This window comes from Pseudomonas sp. NPDC077649 (assembly GCF_044542855.1).
Lineage (GTDB): Bacteria > Pseudomonadota > Gammaproteobacteria > Pseudomonadales > Pseudomonadaceae > Aquipseudomonas.
In genome coordinates, this window is sequence record NZ_JBITVF010000001.1 from 1,478,068 (window position 1) to 1,502,694 (window position 24,627).

Below are 24,627 nucleotides of genomic sequence, written 5' to 3' on the forward strand. Positions count from 1 at the left end.
CGCTGGTGAAAGGTGGTGCGCGCGGCGCACCCCAGGGCAACGCGGCTCCGCTGGCCAACCGGCGCCGCGTCGGCTCACTGCCCGTTTGCCGTCGACTGGTTTTCCAGCATCTGCTCCATCATCTGCAGCATGTCCTGCATGTTCTGGTGCATGTCTTTCAGGCACTGCTGCTGCATGGGCGCATCCTTGGCCATCGGGCATTGGCTCTGCTGCATGCGCTGGTTCATCATGCCCATCTGCGAACGCATGGCCTGGCGGTGTTCGCTGCGGATTTTCTGCCGCTGCTGAGGGTCGGTGGTGCCGTGCATCTGCCGCATCATGTCCTGCATCTGCGACCAGTCCATCATCATGCCCTGGCCCATGCCTTGTCCCATGGGCATGCCTTGCTGGTTCTGCGCCCGCTGCTCCGGATGATGGGCCTGCTCGGCGAAGGCCGAGGCGGTGAGCAGGGTGCCGGCCAGAGCCAGAGCGGTCAGTGCGTTGCGTGAAGTGGTGTTCATGGTGATGCTCCTGCGTTGGTTACGGGGTGTGGCGAAGGCTGCCCAGGCGTACACGCTTGAGCAGCGCGGAATTGACGATCACCGACAGCGATGACAGGGCCATGGCGGCCGCCGCCAGGATCGGGTTGAGCAGGCCGAAGGCTGCGATGGGAATGCCGATGCTGTTGTAGACGAAGGCCCAGAACAGGTTCTGCTTGATCTTGCGCATGGTCGCGCGCGACAGCTGAATCGCGGCCACCACGTCGCGCACGTCGTCGCGGATCAGGATGATGCTGCCGGTCTCCTTGGCCACGTCGGAGCCCGAGCCGATGGCGATGCCGATCTCGGCCGTGGCCAGGGCCGGGGCGTCGTTGACCCCGTCGCCGACCATGGCCACCACCTGGCCCTTGCCCTGTAGCTGGCGGATCACCGCGACCTTGTCGTCCGGCAGCACCTCGGCGATCACCCGGCCGATGCCGACCTGGCGCGCCACCGCCTCGGCGGTGCGCCTGTTGTCGCCGCTCAGTAGCACCACCTGGATGCCGTCGGCGAGCAGCGCCGCGACCGCTTCGGCCGCCTCCGGCTTGACCGTGTCGGCCACGGCGATCACCCCGAGCAGGCGCTGCTCGACGCCGACCAGCATGGCGGTCTTGCCATCGGCTTCCAGGGCGACCAGAGTCGCCTCGGCCTCTGCGCTGGCGATCCCCTCGCGGGCGAACAGGCGCCGGTTGCCCAGCCAGACGGTGCGCCCTTCGACCGTCCCGGCGATGCCATGGCCGGCGATGCCCTCTATCCCACTGGCCTTCGGCAGGTGCATGCCGCGCTGACGGGCGGCACGGACGATGGCCGCGCCCAGCGGATGTTCGGAGCCGGATTCCACGGCGGCGGCCAGTTGCAGCACCTCGTCCTGCGAGGCGCCGCCGAAGGCCAGCAGGTCGGTCAGCTCGGGTTCGCCGCGGGTGATGGTGCCGGTCTTGTCGAACACCACGGTGGAGAGCTTCTCCGCCCGCTCCAGCACTTCGCCGCCGCGGATCAGGATGCCGTTATCGGCGCCCTTGCCGACCCCCACCATCAGCGCGGCGGGGGTGGCCACGCCGAGCGCGCAGGGGCAGGAGATGATCAGCACCGCGATAAAGGCCATCAGCCCCTGGGGAAAACTGCCGGCCAGCCACCAGCCGAACAGCGCCAGAAAGGCCACGCCGACCACCGCCGGGACGAAGTAGGCGGTGACCTGGTCGGCCAGGCGCTGGATCTGCGCGGTGCTGCCCTGCGCCTCTTCGACCATCTTGATGATCTGCGCCAGCGCCGTGTCGGCGCCGATCCGGCTGGCCTTGAAGCGGAACACTCCGCTGCGGTTGAGGGTGCCGCCGATCACCGCGCTGCCCGGATGCTTGTCCACCGGCATCGATTCGCCGGTCAGCATCGACTCGTCGACGCTCGTCTGGCCTTCGCTGACCTCGCCGTCGGTGGGGACCTTCTCGCCGGGTTTGACCACCAGCATCTCGCCGACCATGACGTTCTCCACCGGCAGGTCGACTTCCTCGCCGTCGCGGATCACGTGAGCGATGGCCGGCTTGAGGTCGAGCAGGCGGCGCACCGCCGCCGAGGATTTCTTCTTGATGATCTCCTCCATGTAGCGGCCCAGCAGGACGAAGGCGATGATCACCGCCGAGACCTCGAAATAGACCTCGCGCTCGCCCACCTTGACCGGCAGCACCTCGGGAAAGAACAGCACCGCGACGCTGTAGAAGTAGGCCACCGAGGTGCCCATGGCGATAAGGAAATCCATGTTGATATTGCGCGTGCGAATGGCATTCCACGCGCCCTTGTAGAAGCTCCAGCCGCCGATGAACTGCACCGGCGTCACCAGCAGGAACAGCCACATGCCCCAGGTGAAGAACGGCAGCGCGTCGAACGGCACCCAGCTCATCAGCATGGCGCCGGTGGCCAGGCCGATAAAGGCGCCGGCGCGCAGCAAGGCCAGGGCCAGCACCCCGGTCAGGGCGATGGCCACGCGGGTCTGCATGGCTTTGAGTTCGGCCTCCGGCGACTCGAAGGTGCGCACGCAGCTGTCGCTGCAGAAGTAGTAGGTGCGCCCACCGCGCTCACGCGACAGCGCGGTGGCCTTGTCCACCATCATCCCGCAGATCGGGTCCTTGGCCAGTTGTCGGCCTGCGCTCGCCGGCGTGGCGGCAGCCGGCGCATGGCTGTGCTGGCAGGGCTGGGCGGCGCTGCCGGCGACGTAGCGCGGCGCATCGCGCAGGAACTCCTCGCGGCAATGCGCCGAGCAGAACCAGTAGCGGGTACCGGCGAACTCGGCGCTGGCACTGGCCGCGGTAGGGGTGACCGCCATCCCGCACACCGGGTCGAGCACCTGTTCCTGGCCATCGGGCGCTGCCGTGGGCTGCGGCATGGGCAAGTGGTTCATGGTTGCTTCCTCGTGTCCGCGGCGGCGTGCGGACGGGCCGTTGGCCAGGGCAGGAACGCCGGGGTGGCGTCGCGGTAGCGGCGATAGGTGTCGCCGAAGTGCACGAGCATCTCCTGCTCCTCGCGCCTGGCCAGCTGCACGTACATCAGCAGCAGGACGGGGAACATCAGCAGGGTCAGCAGGGTCGGCCACTGCAGCAGGAAGCCCAGCATGATCAGGGCGAAGGCCAGGTATTGCGGATGGCGAACGCGCGCGTAGGGGCCGCTGTCGGCCAGCTCGCCGGCCTGCTGCGCGCGATACAGCACGCGCCAGGCGCTGGCCAGCAGCCAGAAACCGGCGACGATCAGCAGGTTGCCGAGGATATGCAGCGCGCCGAAGTGCGGATCGCCCTCTAGGCCCAGCAGGCTGTGCCACAGATGGCCGGCCTCGTGGGACAGCGGGTCGAGCTGCGGGTAGCGGCTCTGCAGCCAGCCGGCCAGCAGGTAGAGGGTCAGCGGCGCGCCGTACATCTCGACGAACAGCGCGATGATAAAGGCCGCGAAGCTGCCGAAGGTACGCCAGTCCCGCGCGCTGCTGGGCTTGAAGAAGCTGAAGGCGAACAGGATGAACACCAGTGAGTTGACTATCACCAGGCCCCACAGGCCGTAGGCCGAGGTCGTAGTTTCCATATGCGGCAGCCTCCCGCCTCAGTGACGATCGTGCCCACGGTGCATAAACAGATGCAGCAGCGGGCAGAGCAGCAGGACCAGGTAGGGCAGGGCACCGAGCAGATGGGCTTCGTGTTCCTCCCAGAGGAGGAACAGGGCGATGGCGCCGAACAGCAGCAGGGCCGGCCAGAACCGCCAGGTAGTGGCCGCGGGGGCCGGACGCAGATCGTGAGACATGACGGACTCTCCAGTAATCGGAGGGAGCTTGCCGGCACGGCGAATGACCGGCGCGGGCAGGCTGCGCATTGCACTGGAAGAGGCGGGGTTACTCGTTGAAGCGCTGCAGTTGCAGGTGCAGGGGCGGCGGGAAACCGGGCGCGTGCGCGCAGGGGACGAGACGCAGCAGGCGGCCGCGCAGCCTGTCGGGCAGGGCGAGCAGGCCGGGCATGGCGATCAGCGCGGCCAGTGCCAGCAGCGACAGCAGTTGGTTGAAAAGGATGGTCTGCAGGGCGCTGCAGCTGTCGTCCAGCGCGCCGGCCTCAGCCGCGCCATGGCCGTGGGTGGTCTGCAGGAACGTGGTCGCTTCCTCGAGATTGAGAACGCTGGCCGACTCCTCGCCCAGCTGCCCATCCAGATGGACGTGGCTGCCGACATGGACGAGGGAGCAGCCGAGAAACAGCACGAGCCACAGCACCGCCAGGGGGTCGGCAAACCTCGAATGGCGCTGGCGCAGGGCTTGGATCATGGCGCGGGCCGCAGGTGGGTGAAGGTATTGTCAGTAAAGACCCGCCGAGTGCGAGGCGCCTTGATCCAGATCAATGTCGCCGCTGGCCGTCAGCGCGCCACGCTGACCCCTTCCAGGCTGGCGAAGGAGGTGTCCTTGGCGGTCAGCAGGAAATCGCGCATAAAGGGCGCATCCAGCATGTCGCTGCGGATCGCCGCATAGAGCGTGGCGAACAGGCCCTTTTCCCCAAGGCGCTTGGCGCTGACATAGCCGCGCGAGCTGTACTCGTGCAGCGCCCAGTTGGGCAGGCCGCAGACGCCGCGGCCGCTGGCCACCAGCTGCATCATCATCACCGTCAGCTCCGAGGTGCGCACCTGCGCCGGCTCCACATCGGCCGGTTCGAGGAAGCGGGTAAAGATATCCAGGCGGTCGCGCTCCACCGGGTAGGTGATCAGGGTTTCGCTGGCCAGGTCTTCCGGCTGGATATAGGCCTTGCTCGCCAGGCGATGCTGGTTGGCCACGGCGAGCATGGCCTCGTAGGTGAACAGCGGCACGTAGGTGATGCCGGCCAGCTCGATGGGATCCGAGGTCACCACCAGATCCAGGTCGCCACGCGCCAGCGCCGGCAGCGGGGCGAAGGAGAAGCCCGAGGCCAGGTCCAGCTCCACCTCCGGCCAGGCATCGCGGAACTGGTCGATGGTCGGCATCAGCCACTGGAAGCAGCTGTGACATTCGATGGCCATATGCAGGCGGCCCGCGGTGCCACCGGCCAGGCGCGCCAGGTCGCGCTCGGCGCCGCGCAGCAGCGGCAGGGTGGCGTCGGCCAGCTGCAGCAGGCGCAGGCCGGCGCTGGTGAAGCGCACCGGCTTGGTCTTGCGCACGAACAGCTGCAGGCCGAGGCGTTCCTCCAGCTCCTTGAACTGGTGCGACAGCGCCGACTGGGTCAGGTGCAGGCGCTCGGCGGCCTCCACCAGGCTGTCGGTTTCGCGCAGGGCGTGCAGGGTTTTCAGATGGCGTAGTTCGAGCATGGCGGACTCACGGAACCTAGAGTGGATGACACTGTGTGTATCCACCGCCGGCGCGCGCCGCTCGATGGTGGATGGGTAAAGCCTCATCCAGGCTACATGAGTAATTCTATAGTTCAATACAAATATCTTGAGTTTGTCTCACTCGATGCAGCTGCCGAGAATAGCGCCATCCCGATTTCCCTATGGAGCGTTCTGACATGGCCCTGTCCCATTCCCTCGGTTTTCCCCGTATCGGTCGCGACCGCGAACTGAAGAAAGCCCTCGAAGCCCATTGGCAAGGCACGCTCGACGAGACCGGTCTGCGTGCGGTCGGTCAGCGCCTGCGCGCCGAGCACTGGCAGCTGCAGAAGGACGCCGGCATCGAGCTGCTGCCGGTCGGCGACTTCGCCTGGTACGACCAGGTGCTCGGCCATTCCCTGGCGCTGGGCGTGATCCCCGAGCGCTTTCGTCCGGCCGCCGGCAAGCCGGGCCTCGATACCCTGTTCGCCATGGCCCGTGGCGCCGTTGGTAACCAGAGCGGCCACAGTTGCTGCGGCGGCGCCCACGCCCAGGAGCTGACCAAGTGGTTCGATACCAACTACCACTACCTGGTGCCTGAGTTTGCCGTCGACCAGCAGTTCGCCCTGAGCTGGGGACAGTTGTTCGAGGAAGTGGACGAAGCCCATGCCCTCGGTCGCGCCGTCAAGCCGGTGCTGATCGGCCCGTTGACCTACCTGTGGTTGGGCAAGACCAAGGGCAGCGACTTCGACAAGCTGGAGCTGCTCGAACGCCTGCTGCCGGTCTACGGCGAGATGCTCCGGCGTCTGACTGCCCAGGGCGTGGAATGGGTGCAGATCGACGAGCCGATCCTCGCGCTGGACCTGCCGCAGGACTGGAAGAACGCTTTCGAGCGTGCCTACAACCTGCTGCAGCGCGAGCCGGGCAAGAAGCTGATCGCCACCTACTTCGGCGGCCTGGAGGACAACCTCGGCCTGGCCGCCAATCTGCCGGTGGACGGCCTGCATATCGACCTGGTGCGCGCGCCGGAGCAGTACCCGACCATCCTCGATCGCCTGCCGGCCTACAAGGTGCTGTCGCTGGGCGTGGTCAACGGTCGCAACGTCTGGCGCTGCGACCTGGAGCAGACGCTGGCGCTGCTGCGCCATGCCCACGAACGCCTGGGCGAGCGCCTGTGGGTGGCGCCGTCCTGCTCGCTGCTGCACAGTCCGGTGGACCTGGGACGCGAGGATCAGCTGGACGCCGAACTTAAGAGCTGGCTGGCCTTTGCCGTGCAGAAATGCCGCGAGGTCGCGTTGCTCGGCCAGGCGCTGGAGGCGCCGGAGGATGCCGAGGTGCAGGCCGCGCTGGCGCAGAGCCGCGCGGTGCAGGCCGCCCGCGCCGCATCAAAGCGCATCCACAAGGCCAAGGTGCAGGCGCGCCTGGCGGCGATCGGCCCGCGTCACGCCCAGCGTCAGTCGCCCTTCGCCGCGCGTAGCGAGCGGCAGCGCGCGCACCTGCAGCTGCCGCCGTTGCCGACCACCAGCATCGGCTCCTTCCCGCAGACCGCCGCCATTCGCCTGGCGCGCCAGGCATTCAAGGCCGGCACGCTGAGCGCGGCCGAGTACACCGAGGCCATGCACAGCGAGATCCGCCACGCCGTCGAGGTGCAGGAAAACCTCGGTCTGGATGTGCTGGTGCATGGCGAGGCCGAGCGCAACGACATGGTCGAATACTTCGCCGAGCAGCTCGACGGCTACGCCTTCACCCGTTTCGGCTGGGTGCAGAGCTATGGCTCGCGCTGCGTCAAACCGGCGGTGATAGTCGGCGACCTGAGCCGTCCGCGGGCGATGACGGTGGACTGGATTCGCTATGCCCAGGGCCTGACCGCCAAGCCGATGAAGGGCATGCTGACCGGGCCGGTGACCATGCTGATGTGGTCCTTCCCGCGTGAGGACGTGCCGCGCGAGGTGCAGGCGCGCCAGCTGGCCCTGGCCATCCGCGACGAAGTGCTGGACCTGGAGGCGGCCGGCGTCAAGATCATCCAGATCGACGAGGCGGCCTTCCGCGAGGGCCTGCCGCTGCGTCGGGCCGCTTGGCAGGGCTATCTGGACTGGGCGACCGAGGCCTTCCGTCTGACCGCCAGCGGCGTGCGCGACGAGACGCAGATCCATACCCACATGTGCTACAGCGAGTTCAACGATGTGATCGAGTCCATCGCCGCCATGGATGCCGACGTCATCACCATCGAGACCTCGCGTTCGGACATGCAGCTGCTGGAGGCCTTCGAGCGTTTCGCCTATCCCAACGAGATCGGCCCGGGCGTCTACGACATCCACTCGCCGCGCGTGCCGGACAGCGCCGAGATGGCCGGCTTGCTGCGCAAGGCAGCCACGCGCATCCCCGTCGAGCGGCTGTGGGTCAATCCGGACTGCGGCCTGAAGACCCGCGCCTGGCCGGAGACCGAGGCGGCGCTGGTCAATATGGTCGCCGCCGCCAGGCAGTTGCGCGCCGAACTGGCCTGATCGGCGCTTCGCCCTGTCGGTTTGCCTGCGTTGCCGTTCGATGGGAGCCAGGGGCGTTGGGCTTCGTCGCAGGCTCCTCAACCCAACCTACGGACGTAGGTTGGCGCTGAGCGCAGCGAAGCCCAACGCGGAGCCGCAGGGCGACCGCTCGTCTTCCTTCATCAAATTGTCATCGTTGTGTGGCAGCGCTCACGAACGACTATCACCAGACTCGCGGTTCAGTGGGGTTCTGCGTTTCCGGTGTTTTCATGCGTCTATTTATTTTCCTGGCGGCGCTGCTGTGCGGCCTGCCGTCCTGGGCGGCGACTCGCTGCGAGCTCGAGCAACCGACCCGTTACGTGGACGTCGGCGACGTGCGCCTGGCCTACCAGAGCATCGGCAGTCAGCGCGACCCGGCGTTGCTGCTGGTCATGGGCCTGGGCGGGCAACTGATCCACTGGCCCGACGAGGTGGTCGAGCGCCTGTGCCAGCAGGGTTTTCGGGTGATACGTTTCGACAACCGCGATGTCGGCCTGAGCAGCTGGCGGCAGCCGGCGCCGGCCATCAACCTGGGCTACGAGGTGCTGCGCTACCGCCTCGGCCTGGCGCCGGGCGCGCCTTACCGGTTGCGCGACATGGCCGGCGACGCCCTGGGTCTGATGGACGCTCTGGGCGTTGCGGCTTTCCATGTGCTGGGGGCGAGCATGGGCGGCATGATCGCCCAGCACCTGGCCGACCTGGCGCCAGCGCGGGTGCTCAGCCTGACCCTGGTGATGACCAGCTCCGGCGCCCAGGGCCTGCCGGCACCGGACGAGTCGCTGCTGCGCCTGCTGGCGCGGCGAGAGGCGGGCAGTCGCGAGGCGGCGCTGCAGCAGCAGGCCGACCTGCTCGCCGCACTGGGCAGCCCGGCGGTGCGCGACGACCGTGCGCTGTTGCTGCAGCAGGCGCAGCTGGCCTACGACCGCGCCTTCAACCCCGAGGGTGTGCAGCGTCAGCTGCTGGCGATCCTCGCCGAACCGAGCCGGGTGGCGCTGCTGGGGCGCCTGCGGGTGCCGACCCTGGTGGTGCACGGCACCGCCGACCCGCTGCTGCCGGTGATGCACGGCGTGCACGTGGCGGCGCATATCCGGGGGGCCGAACTCAAGCTGATTCCGGGGCTGGCCCATCGCTTTCAGGAGGCATTCAAGGAGCCGCTGCTGGCCGCGGTGCTGCCGCATCTGGCCGCGCACCGGCAGGATCTGGGGCTGGCAAGGCTTTGAAGTTCGGCGAGAGTTTCCACTCGTTTGCACGATTTGAGGAGGCGATTCGCGTAGCCGGTGGGGAAATCGCCGGCAAGCCAAATCAACGGCAAGCAGGCTCGAAGGGACAAGGGTGCGGATAAGCGGGGGCAGGCGTCGAGACGCTCAGAGTTCCTGATCCCGCTGGACTGTACGGCGCTGCAGGTTGTCGATATGGTCGTTGCTGTGGCGCAGCAGCTTGTCGGCCATGTTCACCCGATCGATATAGCGGGCCACAGCCAATTCGGCGTCGTGGCGGGACGCGAACGGCCCTTCCAGGGTGCCTTCTCGGGTCGAAAAGAAATATTGGCCGTTGACGGCGCTCAGGCGCGAGCTGCGGTAATGCGTCCCAGGTTGGGCGTCGAGGCTGCGTTGACCGAACATAAAAAAGCTCTCCATCTACAAAGGCTGGATGATTTGAGTCTACTGCGCGCCTTGCGCCCTGCCGAGCGAAGCGACCAGTGGTCGAGGTTGTCGGCCTGATTGGTGCTTTTTGTCGAGTTTTCCAAGATTTTGGCGCCGGAAGCCTGGCATTTCCAGGGGTGAGGGCGGTACAGTTGCGCCGTGCAACGCCACCTAACTGTTACTGTGCCGGTTGCGGTCCGCCTCCTAGAATGGCGCTTTGCGGCCCGAGCGACTTGCCGGGTCGCCCGTTTCGAGGTCGCCATGCATATCTCCTCCGGCCGTTGGCTCTACGGCCTGCTGCTCGCCCTGACCACGTCCGTGCTCTGGGGCATCCTGCCGATCAAGCTGAAAGAAGTGCTGCAGGTGATGGACCCGGTCACTGTCACCTGGTACCGCCTGCTGGTGGCCGGCTCGCTGCTGCTCGCCTACCTGGCCGCGTCCCGCCGGCTGCCGCGCTTTCGCCCGCTGGGGCGCAAGGGCGCCTGGCTGCTGGTGCTGGCGATCGCCGGACTGACCGCCAACTACGTGCTGTACCTGGTCGGCCTCAATCTGCTCAGCCCCGGCACGACGCAGCTGGTGATCCAGGTGGCGCCGATCCTGCTGCTGGTCAGCAGCCTGTTCGTCTTCCGCGAGCGTTTCAGCCTGGGCCAGGGCATCGGCCTGGCGATCCTGCTGCTGGGCTTCGTGCTGTTCTTCAATCAGCGCCTGGGCGAGCTGCTGACCTCGCTCACCGCCTACACCGCCGGCGTGCTGATCGTCCTGGCGGCGGCCTTCGTCTGGACCTTCTATGGCCTGGCGCAGAAGCAGCTGCTGACCCTGTGGAACTCGGTGCAGGTGATGATGGTGATCTACCTGGCCTGCGCCCTGCTGCTGACGCCCTGGGCGCAGCCGCTGCAGGCGCTCGAGCTGAGCCCGTTGCAGGGCTGGCTGCTGTTGGCCTGCTGCCTCAACACCCTGGTGGCCTACGGCGCCTTCGCCGAGGCGCTGGCACACTGGGAGGCCTCGCGGGTCAGCGCCACCCTGGCCATCACCCCGCTGGTGACCTTCGCCTCGGTGGCCGTGGCGGCGAGCTGGTGGCCGGATCACGTGCAGCCCGAGCAGGTCAACTGGATCGCCTACGGCGGCGCCCTGCTGGTGGTGCTGGGCTCGGCGCTGACCGCATTGGGGCCGTCGCTGCTGGCCGGGCTGCGCGCGCGCAAGGCAAGGCGGTTGGCCAGGGCGTAGAGGCGCCGCGCGCCCCAGCAGCCGGCAATCCAGGCCAGCGCTACGCGCTGCCTAGGCCTTGACTCCCAGCGCCTCGGCCTTGCGCAGCCAGGCCTGGCGCTGCTCCTCGCTGGACGGTCGCACCGGGGCGAATTCGGCCAGGCGGCGGGTCTTGATCCCGCAGAAACCGAGGATGGTGCGCACCATCTGCCGGTGTGCCGGCGCGCCGTAGACCCAGCGGAAGTACCAGGGCGGGGTGTCCAGGGTCACCAGCAGGTCGGCGCTGCGCCCGCTCAGCAGCTTGTCCCACAGCTGCGAGCGGTGGCGGTACTTGAAGGCGAAGCCGGGCAGGAACACCCGGTCGAAGAAGCCCTTGAGCAGCGCTGGCAGGCCGCCCCACCAGACCGGGTAGACGAACACCAGGTGCTCGGCCCAGTGGATCAGGCGCTGGGCCTCGAGCAGGTCGGGTTCCAGGTTCTGGCTCTGGTCGTAGCCGTCGCGCAGGATCGGGTCGAACTGCAGCTCGCCCAGCTTCAGCTGGCGCACCACATGGCCCTGGTCGCGCGCGCCCTGGGCGTAGGCGGCGCCGAGGGCATGGCACAGGCTTTCGCGCTTGGGCGTGCCGAAGATCATCAGGATGCGTTTGCCGTCGCCTTCCAGCGGCGTGGCGCCGCTCTTGCCCTCAGTCATGTTTGCCGGCTCCGAGCATGTCCTGCGGCCGCACCCACTGGTCGAACTGGGCGTCGTTCAGGTAGCCCAGCTGCAGCGCCGCCTGGCGCAGGGTGCTGCCCTCGGCGTAGGCCTTCTTGGCGATCTCGGCGGCCTTGTCGTAGCCGATATGCGGGTTCAGCGCGGTGACCAGCATCAGGCCATTCTCCAGGTGCGCGGCCATTTGCACGGCATCCGGCTGCAGCTCGGCGATGCAGTGCTGCTGGAAGTTGCGGCAGCCGTCGGCGAGCAGGCGGATCGACTGCAGCAGGTTGTGGATGATCACCGGCTTGAACACGTTCAGCTGCAGGTGGCCCTGGCTGGCGGCGAAGCCGATGGTGGCGTCGTTGCCCAGCACCTGGCAGGCGAGCATCGACAGCGCCTCGCACTGGGTCGGGTTGACCTTGCCGGGCATGATCGAGCTGCCCGGCTCGTTGGCCGGCAGGCGCACCTCGGCCAGGCCGGCGCGCGGGCCGGAGCCGAGCAGGCGCAGGTCGTTGGCCAGCTTCATCAGCGCCACGGCCAGGGTCTTCAGCGCGCCGGAGAGCTGCACCAGCGGCTCGTGGCCGGCGAGGGCGGCGAACTTGTTCGGCGCGCTGGTCAGTGGCAGGCCACTCAGCGCGGCCAGCTCGGCAGCGATGGCCTCGGCGAAGCCGGGTGGGGCGTTGAGTCCGGTGCCCACCGCGGTGCCGCCCTGGGCCAGTTCGCATACCGCCGGCAGGGCGGCGCGGATGGCCGCCTCGGCGTAGCCGAGCTGGGCGACGAAGGCCGACAGCTCCTGGCCGAAGGTGATGGGGGTGGCGTCCATCATATGGGTGCGCCCGGTCTTGACCAGGTGGGCGTGGCGCTGCGCCTGCTCCTGCAGGCCGTCGCGCAGCTCGGCGATGGCCGGCAGCAGGCTGTGCCTGACCGCCTGCGCCGCGGCGATGTGCATGGCGCTGGGGAAGCAGTCGTTGGAGCTCTGCGCGCGGTTGACGTGATCGTTGGGATGCACCGGGCTCTTGCCGCCGCGCGTGCCGCCGGCCAGTTCGTTGGCACGGCCGGCGATCACCTCGTTGACGTTCATGTTGCTCTGCGTGCCGCTGCCGGTCTGCCACACCACCAGGGGGAACTGCGCATCGTGGTCGCCACCCAGCACCTCGTCGGCGGCCTGTTCGATCAGCCGGGCGATATCCGCCGGCAGCTCGCCGCTGCGGCTGTTGACCCGCGCCGCGGCCTTCTTGATCAGCGCCAGGGCGTGCAGCACTGCCAGCGGCATGCGCTCGGTGCCGATGGCGAAGTTGATCAGCGAGCGCTGCGTCTGCGCGCCCCAATAGGCCTCGTTGGGGACTTCGATGGGGCCGATGCTGTCGGTTTCGGTGCGGCTCATGGCGATCTCCGGGAGTAGGACGGCTGGCAGTTTAGGCCGTTGCGTCGGGCACTGGTTCCGCGGATTTTCTATCGCGACCATTACCAGCGGGCATGGGTCGCGCCGAGCCAGCCGAGGGCGCCGTCCACCGGTACCCGCTCGCCCTTGGGACCGCGCAGCACGCCGTCGTAGCGACCGAACCACTGCTGGGTGTCGGCATGGAAGGGGCCCAGCTTGGGGCAGGCGCGGTGCAGCTGGCGCGGGCTGAAACGCAGCGCCACGCGCTCGTCCGCGCTGTCCAGGCGCCAGGGTGCCAGCGGCGCGTGGGCGCTCTGTTCGATGCTCAGGGGGCTGTCCAGGCGCTGCAGTTCGCCGCCGAACCACAGGGCGTTCTCCGACTGGCCGCTGTGTTCCAGCCAGCCGGAGCCGAAGTTGCCGGCGATGCCGCCCGGTGCGGCGAAGGCGGCGCGTTGCCAGTGGCTGTTCAGCGGCCACACGCCGCGGCCGAAATCCAGGGCGGCGAAGCTCTGCCCGGGGGCGCAGCTGTACTGCTTGCGTCCCAGCTGCAGGCTGCCGGCGGCGGGTAGGCCGAGCTGGCGGCTGGTGGCGTGGAAGCCGCCGCCCTGCAGCGGCGCCACCAGGTTGACCGATTGCAGGTGGGCGGGGCGCTGGATGTCCAGCGCCACCTGCAGCGGCTGGCCGCCGATATCCGGGGCGGCGGCGGTCAGGCGCAGGCGGCCGGGATGCTCGTCGATGCGCAGTTGCAGGCGCGGGTGGTTGAAGGCGTGGCTTTCCAGCGGCAGGTCGGGCAGCTGGCAGCCGAAGGCGAAGGGGCGCAGCTGGGTGTGGGCGACGGCCTGGCCGCTGTCCAGGTCGAGGAAGTAGGCGGCGCCGTAGCCCAGGTAATCGAGGTCGGCCAGGGTCAGCGCGAGCATCCACTGCGGGGTGGTGATGCACCAGTGGTTCCAGCGCTTGCGCCGGCCCAGGTGGCCGCGCAGGGCGCAGTGCACCTGCGGTCGGCTCGACCAGCCGATGGCTTCGGCCAGTAGCCGACCCTTGCTGTCGCACAGCGGCTGGGGGGGAAATTCGGCGGGGCTGGCGAAACTGGTCATCGGGCACGTCCATGTGTGTGCGCAGGCTGGCGATCAATTGCCGGGGCGAGGAGTGCGCACGCCATTCGAATCGGGGGCGCACAGCATGCCGAGCACGTTCAAGCATGGGCAAGTGCTGGCATTTTGGCAACTGACCAGCGGGTGCGGCAGTGCGCAGGGATTTTGTGCGCTGGCGCACGATGCGGCCGACTTGAGGTAAACCGGGCTTGGGCACAAAATGCCCCCAGCGCAGTCTACCCAGACTCACCCGTCACCCCCGGAAGCCTTCCCATGCCTCATCTATTCAAGCTGTGCACCGCCGTTCTGCTCAGCGCCTCGGCGTCCCTGGCCCTGGCCGATGCCGCCAGCCATGCCGCCGATGCCGAGCGTTTCCTCAAGCTGGCACATGCCGACAAGCTGACCGTGCCGGTGTATGGCCAGGTGCAGCAGATGTTCGCCCAGCGCTTCGCCCAGGCGCCGGGCGGCAAGCAGGCGCTGCTGGAAAGCTATCAGGCCAAGGCCAATGCCGCGCTGGACAAGGCGGTGGGTTGGGACAAGCTCAAGCCCGACATGGTCAAGCTCTACACCAGCAACTTCGACGAGCAGGAGCTCAAGCAGCTGATCGCCTTCTACGAGTCGCCGCTGGGGCAGAAGGTGCTGCAGAAGATGCCGACCCTCACCGCGCAGTCCGCACAGATCACCCAGAGTAAGCTGGAAACCGCCGTGCCGGAGGTGAACAAGCTGCTGGCCGAGATGAGCGACGAGCTCGGCGTGAAACAACCCTGATGGAGCCCACGATGTCCAAGCAAGACCTGATCGTCGCCGCGCTGGCCGATCTGCGGCCCGAGCACCTCGAGGTGCTGGACGAGAGCCATATGCACAGCCGCGGCCTGGAGACCCACTACAAGGCGGTGATCGTCAGCCCGGCGTTCGCCGGCCTGAATGCGGTCAAGCGGCATCAGAAGGTCTATGCCACGGTCGGCGAGCTGATGGCGCAGATCCATGCCCTGGCCCTGCACACCTACACCCCCGAGGAGTGGGCGGCGCAGGGCGTGGCGCCGGCCTCGCCGACCTGCCGCGGCGGTCATTGACCCAGGCCGGATGAACGCCGGGGCCTCCCCGGCTATCGCTGCGCTCGACCCGCGCTGCGGAGCGTTGCAGCCGGGCCAGGCGACAGGCTGTCGCGCCTTGTCGCCAACTCGCCCCGGCGCTTCGCGGCTTTGTTACAATCCGCCTCGCGCCGGCCCACGCCGGCGCTTTCGTTTGGCTTCTCGATCCGGCGAGTTCGCGCCGATCGAGCCCCAGTCCGCCCTTTACGTGGGCGACTACTGAAGGACATTCCATGACCGACAAGATCGTCGTCGCGGCGCTGTACAAGTTCGTCTCCCTGCCGGACTACCAGGCGCTGCGCGAACCCCTGCTGCACACCCTGCTCGATAACGGCATCAAGGGCACCCTGCTGCTCGCCGAAGAGGGCATCAACGGCACCGTCTCCGGCAGCCGCGCCGGCATCGATGCGTTGCTTGCCTGGTTCGCCGAGGACGCCCGTCTGGCCGATATCGACCACAAGGAGTCCTACTGCGATGAGCAGCCGTTCTATCGCACCAAGGTCAAGCTGAAGAAGGAAATCGTCACCCTCGGCGTGCCGGGCGTCGACCCCAACCAGCGCGTCGGCACCTACGTCGAGCCGCAGGACTGGAACGCCCTGATCAGCGACCCCGAGGTGCTGTTGATCGATACCCGCAACGACTACGAGGTGGCCATCGGCACCTTCGAGGGCGCCATCGACCCCAAGACCAAGTCGTTCCGCGAATTTCCCGAGTACATCAAAGCCCACTTCGACCCGCGCCAGCACAAGAAGGTGGCGATGTTCTGCACCGGCGGCATCCGTTGCGAGAAGGCCTCCAGCTACATGCTCGGCGAGGGCTTCGAGGAGGTCTATCACCTCAAGGGCGGCATCCTCAAATACCTGGAGGAAGTGCCGCAGGAAGAGACCAAGTGGCAGGGCGACTGCTTCGTCTTCGACAACCGGGTGACCGTGCGCCACGACCTGACGGAGGGCGACTACGACCAGTGCCACGCCTGCCGCACGCCGATTTCCGTGGCAGACCGCCAGTCCGAGCGCTACAGCCCCGGCGTCAGCTGCCCGCATTGCTGGGACTCGCTGCCGGAGAAGACCCGTGAAGGCGCCCGCGAGCGGCAGAAGCAGATCGAGCTGGCGCGCGCGCGCAACCAGCCGCATCCTCTGGGACGCGACCCCCGCCAACTGAACGAGGCCTGACCATGGCAAGCCGCCTGCTCTACGTGATGGACCCGATGTGTTCCTGGTGCTGGGGCTTCGCCCCGGTGGCCGAGGCCCTCGCCGAGCAGGCCGCGGCGGCCGGCGTGCCGCTGCAGCTGGTGGTCGGCGGCCTGCGCCGCGACCAGGTGGCCATCGATGCCGCGGCGCGGGTGCGTTACCTGGGCTACTGGCAGGCGGTCAACGCCAGCACCGGGCAGCTGTTCGACTTCGAGCGCGGCCTGCCCGAGGGCCTGGTCTACGACACCGAGCCGGCCTGCCGCGCCCTGGTCACCGCGCGCAGCCTCGACGCGGCCAGCGCCTGGCCGCTGCTCAAGCTGATCCAGCAGGCCTTCTACACCGAGGGCGTCGACGTCACCCAGGCCGGCGTGCTGGTGCAACTGGCCGAGCAGGCCGGCATTCCGCGCATCGAGTTCGCCGAGGCCTTCGACAGCCAGGCCATGGTTGATGCCACCGCCGCCGATTTCAGCTGGGTGCAGGATCTGGGCATCGCCGGCTTTCCCACCCTGCTGGCCGAGCGCGACGGCCAGCTGGCGCTGCTGACCAACGGCTATCAACCGCTGGAGGTGCTGGCGCCGCTGCTCGGCCGCTGGCTGGAGCGCGCCGCCCATGCCTGATCGGTTGAGCTGGGCAGAAATCCGTCGCCTGGCCCTGCAGCACAAGAAAGCGCTGATCCTCGCCAACCTGGTCGCGGTGCTGGCCACCCTGTGCAGCGTGCCGATTCCGCTGCTGCTGCCGCTGCTGGTCGACGAAGTGCTGCTGCACGACGGCGACGCCGCGCTCAAGGTGATGGACAACTTCCTGCCGGCCAGTTGGGAGACCGCCGCCGGCTATATCGGCCTGATGCTGCTGCTGACCCTGCTGCTGCGCGGCTCGGCGCTGGTGTTCAACGTGCTGCAGGCACGCCTGTTCGCGCGGCTGTCGAAGGACATCGTCTACCGCATCCGCATGCGTTTGATCGAGCGGCTCAAGCGTATTTCCCTCGGCGAGTACGAGAGCCTCGGCGGCGGCACGGTCACCACCCATCTGGTCACCGACCTGGACACCCTGGACAAGTTCGTCGGCGAGACCCTCAGCCGCTTCTTGGTGGCGGTGCTGACCCTGGTCGGCACCTCGGCCATCCTGATCTGGATGCACTGGCAGCTGGCGCTGCTGATCCTGCTGTTCAACCCGCTGGTGATCTACGCCACGGTGCAGCTGGGCAAGCAGGTCAAGCACCTGAAGAAGCTCGAGAACGACAGCACCGGCCGCTTCACCCAGGCGCTGACGGAGACCCTCGACGCCATCCAGGAGGTGCGCGCCGGCAACCGCCAGGGCTATTTCCTCGGCCGCCTCGGTGGGCGGGCACGCGAGGTGCGCGACTTTGCCGTGGCCTCGCAGTGGAAGAGCGATGCGTCGAACCGCGCCAGCGGCCTGCTGTTCCAGTTCGGCATCGACGTGTTCCGCGCCGCCGCCATGCTCACCGTGCTGTTCTCCGACCTGTCCATCGGCCAGATGCTCGCGGTGTTCAGCTACCTGTGGTTCATGATCGGCCCGGTGGAGCAGCTGCTCAGCCTGCAATACGCCTTCTACGCCGCCGGCGGCGCACTGACGCGGATCAACGAGCTGCTGGCGCGGCGCGACGAGCCGCAGTACCCGGGCTGCGTCGATCCGTTCAAGGGTCGCGACACCGTCGGCATCGAGGTGCGCGGGCTGACCTTCGCCTACGGCGAGGAGCCGGTACTGGATCGCCTCGATTTGTCCATCGCCCCCGGCGAGAAGGTGGCCATAGTCGGCGCCTCGGGTGGCGGCAAGAGCACCCTGGTGCAGCTGCTGCTGGGGCTCTACACGCCACAGGCCGGCAGCATCCGCTTCGGCGGCAGCAGCCAGGAGGAGATCGGCCTGGACTGCGTGCGCGACAACGTCGCGGTGGTGCTGCAGCACCCGGCGCTGTTCAACGACACGGTGCGCGCCAACCTGTGCATGGGCCGCGAGCGCAGCGACCAGGCCTGCTGGCGCGCACTGGAGATCGCCCAGCTGGCGCCGACCATCCAGGCGTTGCCGCAGGGCCTGGACAGCGTGGTCGGGCGCAGCGGTGTGCGCCTGTCCGGCGGCCAGCGTCAGCGCCTGGCGATTGCCCGCATGGTATTGGCCGAGCCCAAGGTGGTGATCCTCGACGAGGCCACCTCGGCGCTCGACGCCGCCACCGAATACGCCCTGCACGAGGCGCTGGCGCAGTTCCTCAACGGGCGCACCACGCTGATCATCGCCCACCGCCTGAGCGCGGTGAAGCAGGCCGACCGCGTGCTGGTGTTCGACGGCGGCAGCGTCGCCGAGGACGGCGACCACCAGCAGCTGATCGCCGACGGCGGCCTGTACGCCAAGCTCTACGGGCATCTGCAGCGCTGAGGCGCCGGCGCGTTGTCCGCCCGGCAGGGCACAGCTGATTCAGGGGGATCGGGGTGCGTGGCCGAGGCTTTACCCATCCACCGTTGCGCGCTTCAGCCTCGGCGCGGCGCCCCGATCCACTACGCATGCTCTTCCTCGGCCTCGCCGCGGCAGCTCGTCTGGCAGCCTGGCGAACCGCTCTGGCAAGAAAACCTTACGCATTTGCAGGTCTTGCCAGGCCGCATCCCCTGGTTTTTCAGGGTGTAAGGAAAACTTGCCAATACCTCGCTGAGATCGCCCCAACCGGGCGGTTGCGCCGCCTTGTTCGCCGTCTGCCATCGGGTTGTCATGGGTTCATTCAAACGCGCCTCACGGCGCAGCCCACAACAACAACGAGGAGGCGAAATGACCGCCGTGGCCAAGATCGAGCAGCACAACCCCATCGGTACCGACGGCTTCGAGTTCGTCGAGTTCACCGCGCCCAACGAAGAAGGCATTGCCCAGCTGCGCCAGCTGTTCACCGCCATGGGCTTCACCGAAACCGCCAAGCACCGCTCCAAGCAGGTCTGGCTGTTCCAGCAGAACGACATCAATTTCGTCCTCAACGGCAGCCCCACCGGGCACGTCCGCGCCTTCGGCGAGAAGCACGGCCCCAGCGCCTGCGCCATGGCCTTCCGGGTGAAGAACGCGGCCCAGGCCGCGGCCTACGTCGAGCAGCAGGGCGCCAAGCTGGTCGGCAGCCACGCCAACTTTGGCGAGCTGAACATCCCCTGCGTGGAAGGCATCGGCGGCTCGCTGCTGTATCTGGTCGACCGCTACGGCGACAAGACCATCTACGACGTCGACTTCGAGTACATCGAAGGCCGCAGCCCCAACGACAACGCCGTCGGCCTGCAGCAGATCGACCACCTGACCCATAACGTCAAACGCGGGCAGATGGACGTCTGGTCCGGCTTCTACGAGCGCATCGCCAACTTCCGCGAGATCCGCTACTTCGACATCGAAGGCAAGCTCACCGGCCTGTTCTCCCGCGCCATGACCGCGCCCTGCGGCAAGATCCGCATCCCGATCAACGAGTCGGCCGACGACAAGTCGCAGATCGAGGAATTCATCCGCGAGTACCACGGCGAGGGCATCCAGCACATCGCCCTGTCCACCGACGACATCTACGCCACCGTGCGCCAGCTGCGCGCCAACGGCGTGGACTTCATGACCACCCCGGACACCTATTATGAAAAGGTCGACAGCCGCGTCGCCGGCCATGGCGAGCCGACCGAGTTGCTGCGCGAGCTGAATATCCTGATCGATGGTGCGCCGGGCGACGACGGCATCCTGCTGCAGATCTTCACCAACACGGTGATCGGCCCGATCTTCTTCGAGATCATCCAGCGCAAGGGCAATCAGGGCTTCGGCGAGGGCAACTTCAAGGCGCTGTTCGAATCCATCGAGGAAGACCAGCTGCGTCGCGGCGTGATCTCCGAGGAGTGATGCCATGAGCCGTAAATGGATCAGCTTTCCCCTGCGCGAGGGCGAGTGCTCGCGTCAGGCGCACTGCGACCTGCCGCAGGGCACCTACGAGCGCGAGATGGGCCGCGAAGGCTTCTTCGGCCCCACCGCACACCTGCACCACAAGCATCCGCCCACCGGCTGGATCGACTGGGAAGGCCCGCTGCGCCCGCACGCGTTCAACTTCAACGACATCCCCAGCGAGCGCGACTGCCCGCTGGCGGCGCCGCTGACCTTGCACAACGCCGATGTGAAGCTGCGCGTCTGGCGCACCCACGGCGCCATGCGCCATCTGGTGCGCAACGCCGACGGCGACGAGCTGCTGTTCGTCCACGAGGGAGCGGGGCACCTGTACTGCGACTTCGGCCATCTGGAATATCGCGACGGCGACTACCTGCTGATTCCGCGCGGCACCGCCTGGCGCATCGAGGCCAGCACGCCGAGCTACTTCCTGCTGATCGAGAACAGCGATGGCGCCTACCAGCTGCCGGACAAGGGCCTGCTCGGCCCGCAGGCGATCTTCGATCCGGCGGTGCTGGAGCACCCGCATATCGATGAGGCGTTCAAGGCGCAGCAGGACGAGAACACCTGGCAGATCAGGATCAAGCGGCGCAATCAGATCAGCACCGTGACCTACCCCTACAACCCGCTGGACGTGGTCGGCTGGCACGGCGACAACACCGTGGTGCGGCTGAACTGGCGCGACATTCGCCCGCTGCTCAGCCATCGCTATCACTTGCCGCCTTCGGCGCACACCACCTTCGTCGCCAACGGTTTCGTGGTCTGCACCTTCACGCCGCGCCCGGTCGAGTCCGACCCGGGCGCGCTCAAGGTGCCGTTCTTCCACAACAACGACGACTACGACGAGGTGCTGTTCTACCACCGCGGCAACTTCTTCAGCCGCGACAACATCGAGGCCGGCATGGTCACCTTGCACCCCTGCGGCTTCCCCCACGGGCCGCATCCCAAGGCGCTGAAGAAGAGCCAGGAGGATCCGGCGACCTTCATCGACGAGGTGGCGGTGATGATCGACACCCGTCGCGCCCTGGAAGTGGCCGATGCCGCCGCTGCGGTGGATGTGGCCGAGTACGTCAACTCCTGGCGCGCGCCGGGTACCCAAGGTTGAACCTGTAGGAGTCGGCAAGCCGGCTCCTATGCCAAGAACGGAAATCGCATATGAAACTCGCATCACTGAACCAGGGCCGCGACGGCGTGCTCGTCGTGGTTTCCCGCGACCTGGCCCGCGCCGTGCGCGTGCCGCAGATCGCCGCTACCCTGCAGGCCGCGCTGGACGACTGGGCCGTGGCCCGGCCCAAGCTGGAGGCGGTCTACCAGCGCCTCAACGACGGTCTGGAGCAGGGCGCCTTCGCCTTCGATCAGGCCGCCTGCCACAGCCCGCTGCCGCGCGCCTATCACTGGGCCGACGGCAGCGCCTACGTCAACCATGTCGAGCTGGTGCGCAAGGCGCGCGGCGCCGAGATGCCGGAATCCTTCTGGCACGACCCGCTGATGTACCAGGGCGGCGCTGACAGCTTTATCCCGCCGCACAGCCCGATCCGACTGGCCGATGAGGCCTGGGGCATCGACCTGGAAGCCGAGCTGGCGGTGATCACCGACGACGTGCCGATGGGCGCCACGCCGGCCGAGGCGGGCGGGCATATCCGTTTGCTGATGCTGGTCAACGACGTATCGCTACGCAACCTGATCCCCGGCGAGCTGGCCAAGGGCTTCGGCTTTTACCAGAGCAAGCCGTCGTCGAGCTTCTCGCCGGTGGCGATCACCCCGGACGAGCTGGGCGAAAGCTGGAAGGACGGCAAGGTGCATCGGCCGCTGGTCTCGCATATCAACGGCGCGCTGTTCGGCCAGCCGGATGCCGGCGTGGACATGACCTTCAACTTCCCCACCCTGGTCGCTCACGCCGCCAAGACCCGCCCGCTGGGCGCTGGCACCATCATCGGCTCGGGCACCGTGTCGAACTACGACCGCAGTGCGGGTTCTTCCTGCCTGGCGGAAAAGCGCATGCTGGAAATCGTCGAGTCGGGCGAGGCCAAGACGCCGTTTCTCAAGTTCGGCGACCGAGTGCGTATCGAGATGTTCGACGCCAGCGGCCAGAGCCTCTTCGGCGCCATCGATCAGATGGTGGAACAGTACGACGCCCGCTGATCCCTTGGAGCGTTTCGAGAGGAATCCGAGATGTTGAAGCTCTATGGCTACTGGCGCTCCAGCGCCGCCTACCGCGTGCGCATCGCCCTGAACCTCAAGGGCCTGGCCTATGAGCAGGTGCCGGTGCACCTGGTCAAGGACGGCGGTCAGCAGCACGGCGCCGACTACCGCGCGCTGAACCCGCAGCAGCTGCTGCCGCTGCTGGTGGACGAGGAGAACGGCGGGGTGCGCATCGCCCAGTCGCTGGCGATTCTCGAGTACCTGGAGGAAATATTCCCGGTGCCGGCACTGCTGCCGGCCGACCCCGCCGAGCGGGCGCAGGTGCGGGCGCTGGCGCTGCATATCGCCTGCGATCTGCATCCGCTGAACAACCTGCGCGTGCTGCAGTACCTGTCCGCCGAGCTGGGCGCCTCCGATGAGGCGAAGAACGCCTGGTACCAGCACTGGGTCGCGCTGGGGCTGGCGGCGGTGGAGGAGGGCCTGGCGCCGTTCGACGGGCGCCTGTCGCTCGGCGCGCGGCCCGGTTATCTGGAAGCCTGCCTGATCCCGCAGCTGTATAATGCGCGGCGTTTTAACTGTGACCTTGCCGCGTACCCACGCATTCTCGCCCTGGCGGCGCGCTGCGAACCCCTGCAGGCCTTCCAACAGGCCGCACCGGAGGCGCAGCCCGACGCCCAGTGAGCCCGGCTGGCCTTGCCTGCCGTGCCCAGGCGAACCCGGCTCGATAAAAGCCTTGCATTCCGCTGCGCCACAAGCGCGGCGGGTCCGATTCCGTCACAGATAAAAACAAACAGGTGACGCATGACCCGTGAAAAACCGAAGAACCTCTGGCTCTCGCGCTGGGGTTTCATCCTCGCTGCAACCGGCTCGGCCGTAGGCCTGGGCAATATCTGGAAATTCCCCTACATCACCGGCGAATACGGCGGCGGCGCCTTCGTGCTGATGTACCTGGCCTGCATCCTGGCCATCGGCATTCCGGTGATGATGACCGAGATCGCCCTCGGCCGCCGCGGCCGCGGCAGCCCCATCGACGCCATCGGCCGGGTGGTCCGCGAGAACGGCGGCAACCCGCTGTGGAAGGCGGTCGGCGGCATGGCCATGCTGGCCGGTTTCATGATCCTGTGTTTCTACGTGGTCGTCGCCGGCTGGGCCTTCGCCTACACCTGGAAGATGCTCGACGGCTCGCTGGCCGCCAGCAGCGTCGAGGCGCTCGGCGGGGTGTTCGCGGCGCACAACGCCAACCCCTGGCAGCTCGGCGGCTGGAGCCTGCTGGTGGCACTGCTGACCCTGTGGATCGTGGCCAAGGGCGTGCAGCAGGGCATCGAGAACGCGGTGCGCTGGATGATGCCGGGCCTGGCCCTGATGCTCATCGTGCTGGTCGGCTACGCCTTCACCAGCGGCAGTTTCAGCGCCGGTTTCGACTTCCTGTTCCATTTCGACGCCTCGAAGATCACCGGCGAGGCGCTGCTGGCCGCATTGGGTCACGCCTTCTTCACCCTCAGCCTGGCCTCGGGCGCCATCCTCACCTACGGCTCCTACATTCCCGACGGCCAGTCCATCGCCCGCACCACCTTTATGGTGGCGATCTGCGACACCTGCGTGGCGCTGCTCGCCGGCCTGGCGATCTTCCCGATCATCTTCGCCAACGGCATGAGCCCGAGCGCAGGGCCGGGGCTGATCTTCATGAGCCTGCCGCTGGCCTTCCAGCAGATGCCGCTGGGTACCGCCTTCGGCGTGCTGTTCTTCGCCATGGTGTCGATCGCCGCGCTGACCTCGGCGATTTCCATGATCGAGGCCACCGTCGCCTACCTGAACGAGAAGCACGGCATCAGCCGTCTGCGCGCCGCCGTGGTTTCCGGCGCGGTGCTGCTGCTGATCAGCCTGCTGGCGATGCTCTCGTTCAACCTGCTGGCCGGCTGGACGCCGCTGGGCAAGAACCTCTTCGACTGGCTGGACTACCTGACCTCGCGCTGGATGATGCCCTTGGGCGGCATCTGCATGGTGATCCTCGCCGGCTATGTGCTGCGCGGCGAGATCATGCGCGACGAGCTGAACCTGCCGCCGGCCGGCTACGCGCTGTGGCTGTTCATGGTGCGCTACGTCAGCCCGGTGCTGATCCTGGTGGTGTTTCTGCATGCGCTGGGCTGGCTGCTGTTCGACCCGGTGGCGCAGTGGTATTGGATCGCCGGCGCCATCGGTCTGCTGGCGGTGGCCGGCGAGGTGCTGCGACCGCGGGTGATGCCGGTGCTGGCCGGGCGCTGAGTCCTCTGCGCACATCCAGGCGCAGCTCCGCAAGGGGCTGCGCCTTTTTGCGTCTGGCCAAAGCGGTGGGGGGCGCCGTGCGCACCGACGCCAGGGCTAATTGCTGCATACCCATACCTGGCGAAAATCCGCCAATAGTCCGGCGTCAATAAGCGGATCCTTGCCGAATCGGCGGAGCGCCCGCCGACGGCAGGCTCCGTTCGGCAATCCGC

General features: G+C 67.6%; 23 protein-coding genes. 13 read left to right on the forward strand and 10 right to left on the reverse strand.

The genetic code is table 11. The features are described 5' to 3' along the window. Positions 1-74 precede the first annotated feature (74 nt). From ACIGFL_RS06785 to metR, 6 genes are all read right to left on the reverse strand, one after another. Positions 75-500 (reverse strand): hypothetical protein, encoded by a 426-nt coding sequence (locus ACIGFL_RS06785; protein WP_397496570.1) that lies wholly within the window; start codon positions 498-500, stop codon positions 75-77. Positions 501-519: 19 nt separating this feature from the next. Beyond that, positions 520-2,907 (reverse strand): heavy metal translocating P-type ATPase, encoded by a 2,388-nt coding sequence (locus ACIGFL_RS06790; RefSeq protein WP_397496571.1) that lies wholly within the window; start codon positions 2,905-2,907, stop codon positions 520-522. Continuing rightward, complete coding sequence (locus ACIGFL_RS06795) at positions 2,904-3,575, reverse strand: methyltransferase family protein (protein WP_397496572.1); 672 nt, start codon at positions 3,573-3,575, stop codon at positions 2,904-2,906. The genes ACIGFL_RS06790 and ACIGFL_RS06795 overlap by 4 nt, the downstream gene beginning before the upstream one ends. 18 nt (positions 3,576-3,593) lie before the next feature. Further along, complete coding sequence (locus tag ACIGFL_RS06800; protein ID WP_397496573.1) at positions 3,594-3,791, reverse strand: DUF2933 domain-containing protein; 198 nt, start codon at positions 3,789-3,791, stop codon at positions 3,594-3,596. An 88-nt stretch (positions 3,792-3,879) separates the two neighbouring features. Then, entirely contained in the window at positions 3,880-4,299 is a 420-nt protein-coding gene (locus tag ACIGFL_RS06805) for a hypothetical protein (RefSeq protein WP_397496574.1), read from the reverse strand. 89 nt (positions 4,300-4,388) lie between these two features. Next, positions 4,389-5,306, reverse strand: coding sequence for a transcriptional regulator MetR (metR, locus tag ACIGFL_RS06810; protein ID WP_122107348.1), 918 nt, complete (start codon positions 5,304-5,306; stop codon positions 4,389-4,391). Positions 5,307-5,503: 197 nt separating this feature from the next. On the opposite strand from metR, the gene metE reads away from it, so the two are divergent. Both metE and ACIGFL_RS06820 read left to right on the forward strand, forming a co-directional pair. Then, positions 5,504-7,807 carry a 5-methyltetrahydropteroyltriglutamate--homocysteine S-methyltransferase gene (gene metE, locus ACIGFL_RS06815; protein WP_397496575.1) on the forward strand — a complete coding sequence of 768 codons (2,304 nt, stop codon included), beginning with the start codon at positions 5,504-5,506 and terminating at the stop codon, positions 7,805-7,807. A gap of 248 nt (positions 7,808-8,055) precedes the next feature. Beyond that, positions 8,056-9,045 (forward strand): alpha/beta fold hydrolase, encoded by a 990-nt coding sequence (locus ACIGFL_RS06820; RefSeq protein WP_397496576.1) that lies wholly within the window; start codon positions 8,056-8,058, stop codon positions 9,043-9,045. A 144-nt stretch (positions 9,046-9,189) separates the two neighbouring features. On the opposite strand, the gene ACIGFL_RS06825 is transcribed toward ACIGFL_RS06820, so the two are convergent. Then, positions 9,190-9,447 (reverse strand): DUF6316 family protein, encoded by a 258-nt coding sequence (locus ACIGFL_RS06825; protein ID WP_021443241.1) that lies wholly within the window; start codon positions 9,445-9,447, stop codon positions 9,190-9,192. A gap of 282 nt (positions 9,448-9,729) precedes the next feature. Between ACIGFL_RS06825 and ACIGFL_RS06830 the strand changes: the two genes are divergently transcribed. Next, positions 9,730-10,692 carry a DMT family transporter gene (locus ACIGFL_RS06830; RefSeq protein WP_021443242.1) on the forward strand — a complete coding sequence of 321 codons (963 nt, stop codon included), beginning with the start codon at positions 9,730-9,732 and terminating at the stop codon, positions 10,690-10,692. Positions 10,693-10,743: 51 nt separating this feature from the next. Here the strand turns inward: ACIGFL_RS06830 and ACIGFL_RS06835 are convergent, their stop codons facing one another. From ACIGFL_RS06835 to ACIGFL_RS06845, 3 genes are all read right to left on the reverse strand, one after another. Beyond that, a complete protein-coding gene (locus ACIGFL_RS06835) occupies positions 10,744-11,361 on the reverse strand; it encodes an NAD(P)H-dependent oxidoreductase (protein WP_021443243.1) in 618 nt (205 codons plus the stop codon). Further along, positions 11,354-12,748 carry a class II fumarate hydratase gene (locus ACIGFL_RS06840; RefSeq protein ID WP_397496577.1) on the reverse strand — a complete coding sequence of 465 codons (1,395 nt, stop codon included), beginning with the start codon at positions 12,746-12,748 and terminating at the stop codon, positions 11,354-11,356. The genes ACIGFL_RS06835 and ACIGFL_RS06840 overlap by 8 nt, the downstream gene beginning before the upstream one ends. 80 nt (positions 12,749-12,828) lie before the next feature. After that, entirely contained in the window at positions 12,829-13,839 is a 1,011-nt protein-coding gene (locus tag ACIGFL_RS06845) for a DUF2804 domain-containing protein (RefSeq protein ID WP_397496578.1), read from the reverse strand. A 270-nt stretch (positions 13,840-14,109) separates the two neighbouring features. Between ACIGFL_RS06845 and ACIGFL_RS06850 the strand changes: the two genes are divergently transcribed. The 10 genes from ACIGFL_RS06850 (at position 14,110) to ACIGFL_RS06895 (ending at position 24,415) form a co-directional block, all read left to right on the forward strand. Further along, positions 14,110-14,604, forward strand: a complete 495-nt coding sequence (locus ACIGFL_RS06850) for a DUF2059 domain-containing protein (protein ID WP_021443246.1) — start codon at positions 14,110-14,112, stop codon at positions 14,602-14,604. Positions 14,605-14,615: 11 nt separating this feature from the next. Then, a complete protein-coding gene (locus ACIGFL_RS06855) occupies positions 14,616-14,909 on the forward strand; it encodes a BolA family protein (protein ID WP_397496580.1) in 294 nt (97 codons plus the stop codon). Between the two features lie 251 nt (positions 14,910-15,160). Continuing rightward, positions 15,161-16,099: a rhodanese-related sulfurtransferase gene (locus tag ACIGFL_RS06860; RefSeq protein ID WP_397496581.1), complete on the forward strand. Its 939-nt coding sequence runs from the start codon at positions 15,161-15,163 to the stop codon at positions 16,097-16,099. Between the two features lie 2 nt (positions 16,100-16,101). Beyond that, on the forward strand, positions 16,102-16,734 hold the full coding sequence (locus ACIGFL_RS06865; RefSeq protein ID WP_397496582.1) for a DsbA family protein: 633 nt from the start codon (positions 16,102-16,104) through the stop codon (positions 16,732-16,734). Continuing rightward, positions 16,727-18,505 (forward strand): ABC transporter ATP-binding protein, encoded by a 1,779-nt coding sequence (locus ACIGFL_RS06870; protein WP_397496583.1) that lies wholly within the window; start codon positions 16,727-16,729, stop codon positions 18,503-18,505. The genes ACIGFL_RS06865 and ACIGFL_RS06870 overlap by 8 nt, the downstream gene beginning before the upstream one ends. A gap of 384 nt (positions 18,506-18,889) precedes the next feature. Further along, positions 18,890-19,972 (forward strand): 4-hydroxyphenylpyruvate dioxygenase, encoded by a 1,083-nt coding sequence (hppD, locus tag ACIGFL_RS06875; RefSeq protein WP_397496584.1) that lies wholly within the window; start codon positions 18,890-18,892, stop codon positions 19,970-19,972. Between the two features lie 4 nt (positions 19,973-19,976). Beyond that, positions 19,977-21,116, forward strand: coding sequence for a homogentisate 1,2-dioxygenase (locus tag ACIGFL_RS06880; RefSeq protein WP_397496585.1), 1,140 nt, complete (start codon positions 19,977-19,979; stop codon positions 21,114-21,116). Positions 21,117-21,166: 50 nt separating this feature from the next. Further along, the gene (locus ACIGFL_RS06885; protein ID WP_397496586.1) at positions 21,167-22,153 is read left to right on the forward strand and encodes a fumarylacetoacetate hydrolase family protein; all 987 of its coding nucleotides are present in this window, start codon (positions 21,167-21,169) and stop codon (positions 22,151-22,153) included. Between the two features lie 30 nt (positions 22,154-22,183). Continuing rightward, the gene (maiA, locus tag ACIGFL_RS06890) at positions 22,184-22,834 is read left to right on the forward strand and encodes a maleylacetoacetate isomerase (protein WP_397496587.1); all 651 of its coding nucleotides are present in this window, start codon (positions 22,184-22,186) and stop codon (positions 22,832-22,834) included. A 120-nt stretch (positions 22,835-22,954) separates the two neighbouring features. Beyond that, the gene (locus tag ACIGFL_RS06895) at positions 22,955-24,415 is read left to right on the forward strand and encodes a sodium-dependent transporter (RefSeq protein WP_122107335.1); all 1,461 of its coding nucleotides are present in this window, start codon (positions 22,955-22,957) and stop codon (positions 24,413-24,415) included. Positions 24,416-24,627: the final 212 nt, after the last annotated feature.

Bases quoted from the DNA above. Each gene is read 5' to 3' on its own strand.
- ACIGFL_RS06785 (WP_397496570.1), bottom strand. From the start codon at position 500: ATGAACACCACTTCACGCAACGCACTGACCGCTCTGGCTCTGGCCGGC.
- ACIGFL_RS06790 (WP_397496571.1), bottom strand. From the start codon at position 2,907: ATGAACCACTTGCCCATGCCGCAGCCCACGGCAGCGCCCGATGGCCAG.
- ACIGFL_RS06795 (WP_397496572.1), bottom strand. From the start codon at position 3,575: ATGGAAACTACGACCTCGGCCTACGGCCTGTGGGGCCTGGTGATAGTC.
- ACIGFL_RS06800 (WP_397496573.1), bottom strand. From the start codon at position 3,791: ATGTCTCACGATCTGCGTCCGGCCCCCGCGGCCACTACCTGGCGGTTC.
- ACIGFL_RS06805 (WP_397496574.1), bottom strand. From the start codon at position 4,299: ATGATCCAAGCCCTGCGCCAGCGCCATTCGAGGTTTGCCGACCCCCTG.
- metR (WP_122107348.1), bottom strand. From the start codon at position 5,306: ATGCTCGAACTACGCCATCTGAAAACCCTGCACGCCCTGCGCGAAACC.
- metE (WP_397496575.1), top strand. From the start codon at position 5,504: ATGGCCCTGTCCCATTCCCTCGGTTTTCCCCGTATCGGTCGCGACCGC.
- ACIGFL_RS06820 (WP_397496576.1), top strand. From the start codon at position 8,056: ATGCGTCTATTTATTTTCCTGGCGGCGCTGCTGTGCGGCCTGCCGTCC.
- ACIGFL_RS06825 (WP_021443241.1), bottom strand. From the start codon at position 9,447: ATGTTCGGTCAACGCAGCCTCGACGCCCAACCTGGGACGCATTACCGC.
- ACIGFL_RS06830 (WP_021443242.1), top strand. From the start codon at position 9,730: ATGCATATCTCCTCCGGCCGTTGGCTCTACGGCCTGCTGCTCGCCCTG.
- ACIGFL_RS06835 (WP_021443243.1), bottom strand. From the start codon at position 11,361: ATGACTGAGGGCAAGAGCGGCGCCACGCCGCTGGAAGGCGACGGCAAA.
- ACIGFL_RS06840 (WP_397496577.1), bottom strand. From the start codon at position 12,748: ATGAGCCGCACCGAAACCGACAGCATCGGCCCCATCGAAGTCCCCAAC.
- ACIGFL_RS06845 (WP_397496578.1), bottom strand. From the start codon at position 13,839: ATGACCAGTTTCGCCAGCCCCGCCGAATTTCCCCCCCAGCCGCTGTGC.
- ACIGFL_RS06850 (WP_021443246.1), top strand. From the start codon at position 14,110: ATGCCTCATCTATTCAAGCTGTGCACCGCCGTTCTGCTCAGCGCCTCG.
- ACIGFL_RS06855 (WP_397496580.1), top strand. From the start codon at position 14,616: ATGTCCAAGCAAGACCTGATCGTCGCCGCGCTGGCCGATCTGCGGCCC.
- ACIGFL_RS06860 (WP_397496581.1), top strand. From the start codon at position 15,161: ATGACCGACAAGATCGTCGTCGCGGCGCTGTACAAGTTCGTCTCCCTG.
- ACIGFL_RS06865 (WP_397496582.1), top strand. From the start codon at position 16,102: ATGGCAAGCCGCCTGCTCTACGTGATGGACCCGATGTGTTCCTGGTGC.
- ACIGFL_RS06870 (WP_397496583.1), top strand. From the start codon at position 16,727: ATGCCTGATCGGTTGAGCTGGGCAGAAATCCGTCGCCTGGCCCTGCAG.
- hppD (WP_397496584.1), top strand. From the start codon at position 18,890: ATGACCGCCGTGGCCAAGATCGAGCAGCACAACCCCATCGGTACCGAC.
- ACIGFL_RS06880 (WP_397496585.1), top strand. From the start codon at position 19,977: ATGAGCCGTAAATGGATCAGCTTTCCCCTGCGCGAGGGCGAGTGCTCG.
- ACIGFL_RS06885 (WP_397496586.1), top strand. From the start codon at position 21,167: ATGAAACTCGCATCACTGAACCAGGGCCGCGACGGCGTGCTCGTCGTG.
- maiA (WP_397496587.1), top strand. From the start codon at position 22,184: ATGTTGAAGCTCTATGGCTACTGGCGCTCCAGCGCCGCCTACCGCGTG.
- ACIGFL_RS06895 (WP_122107335.1), top strand. From the start codon at position 22,955: ATGACCCGTGAAAAACCGAAGAACCTCTGGCTCTCGCGCTGGGGTTTC.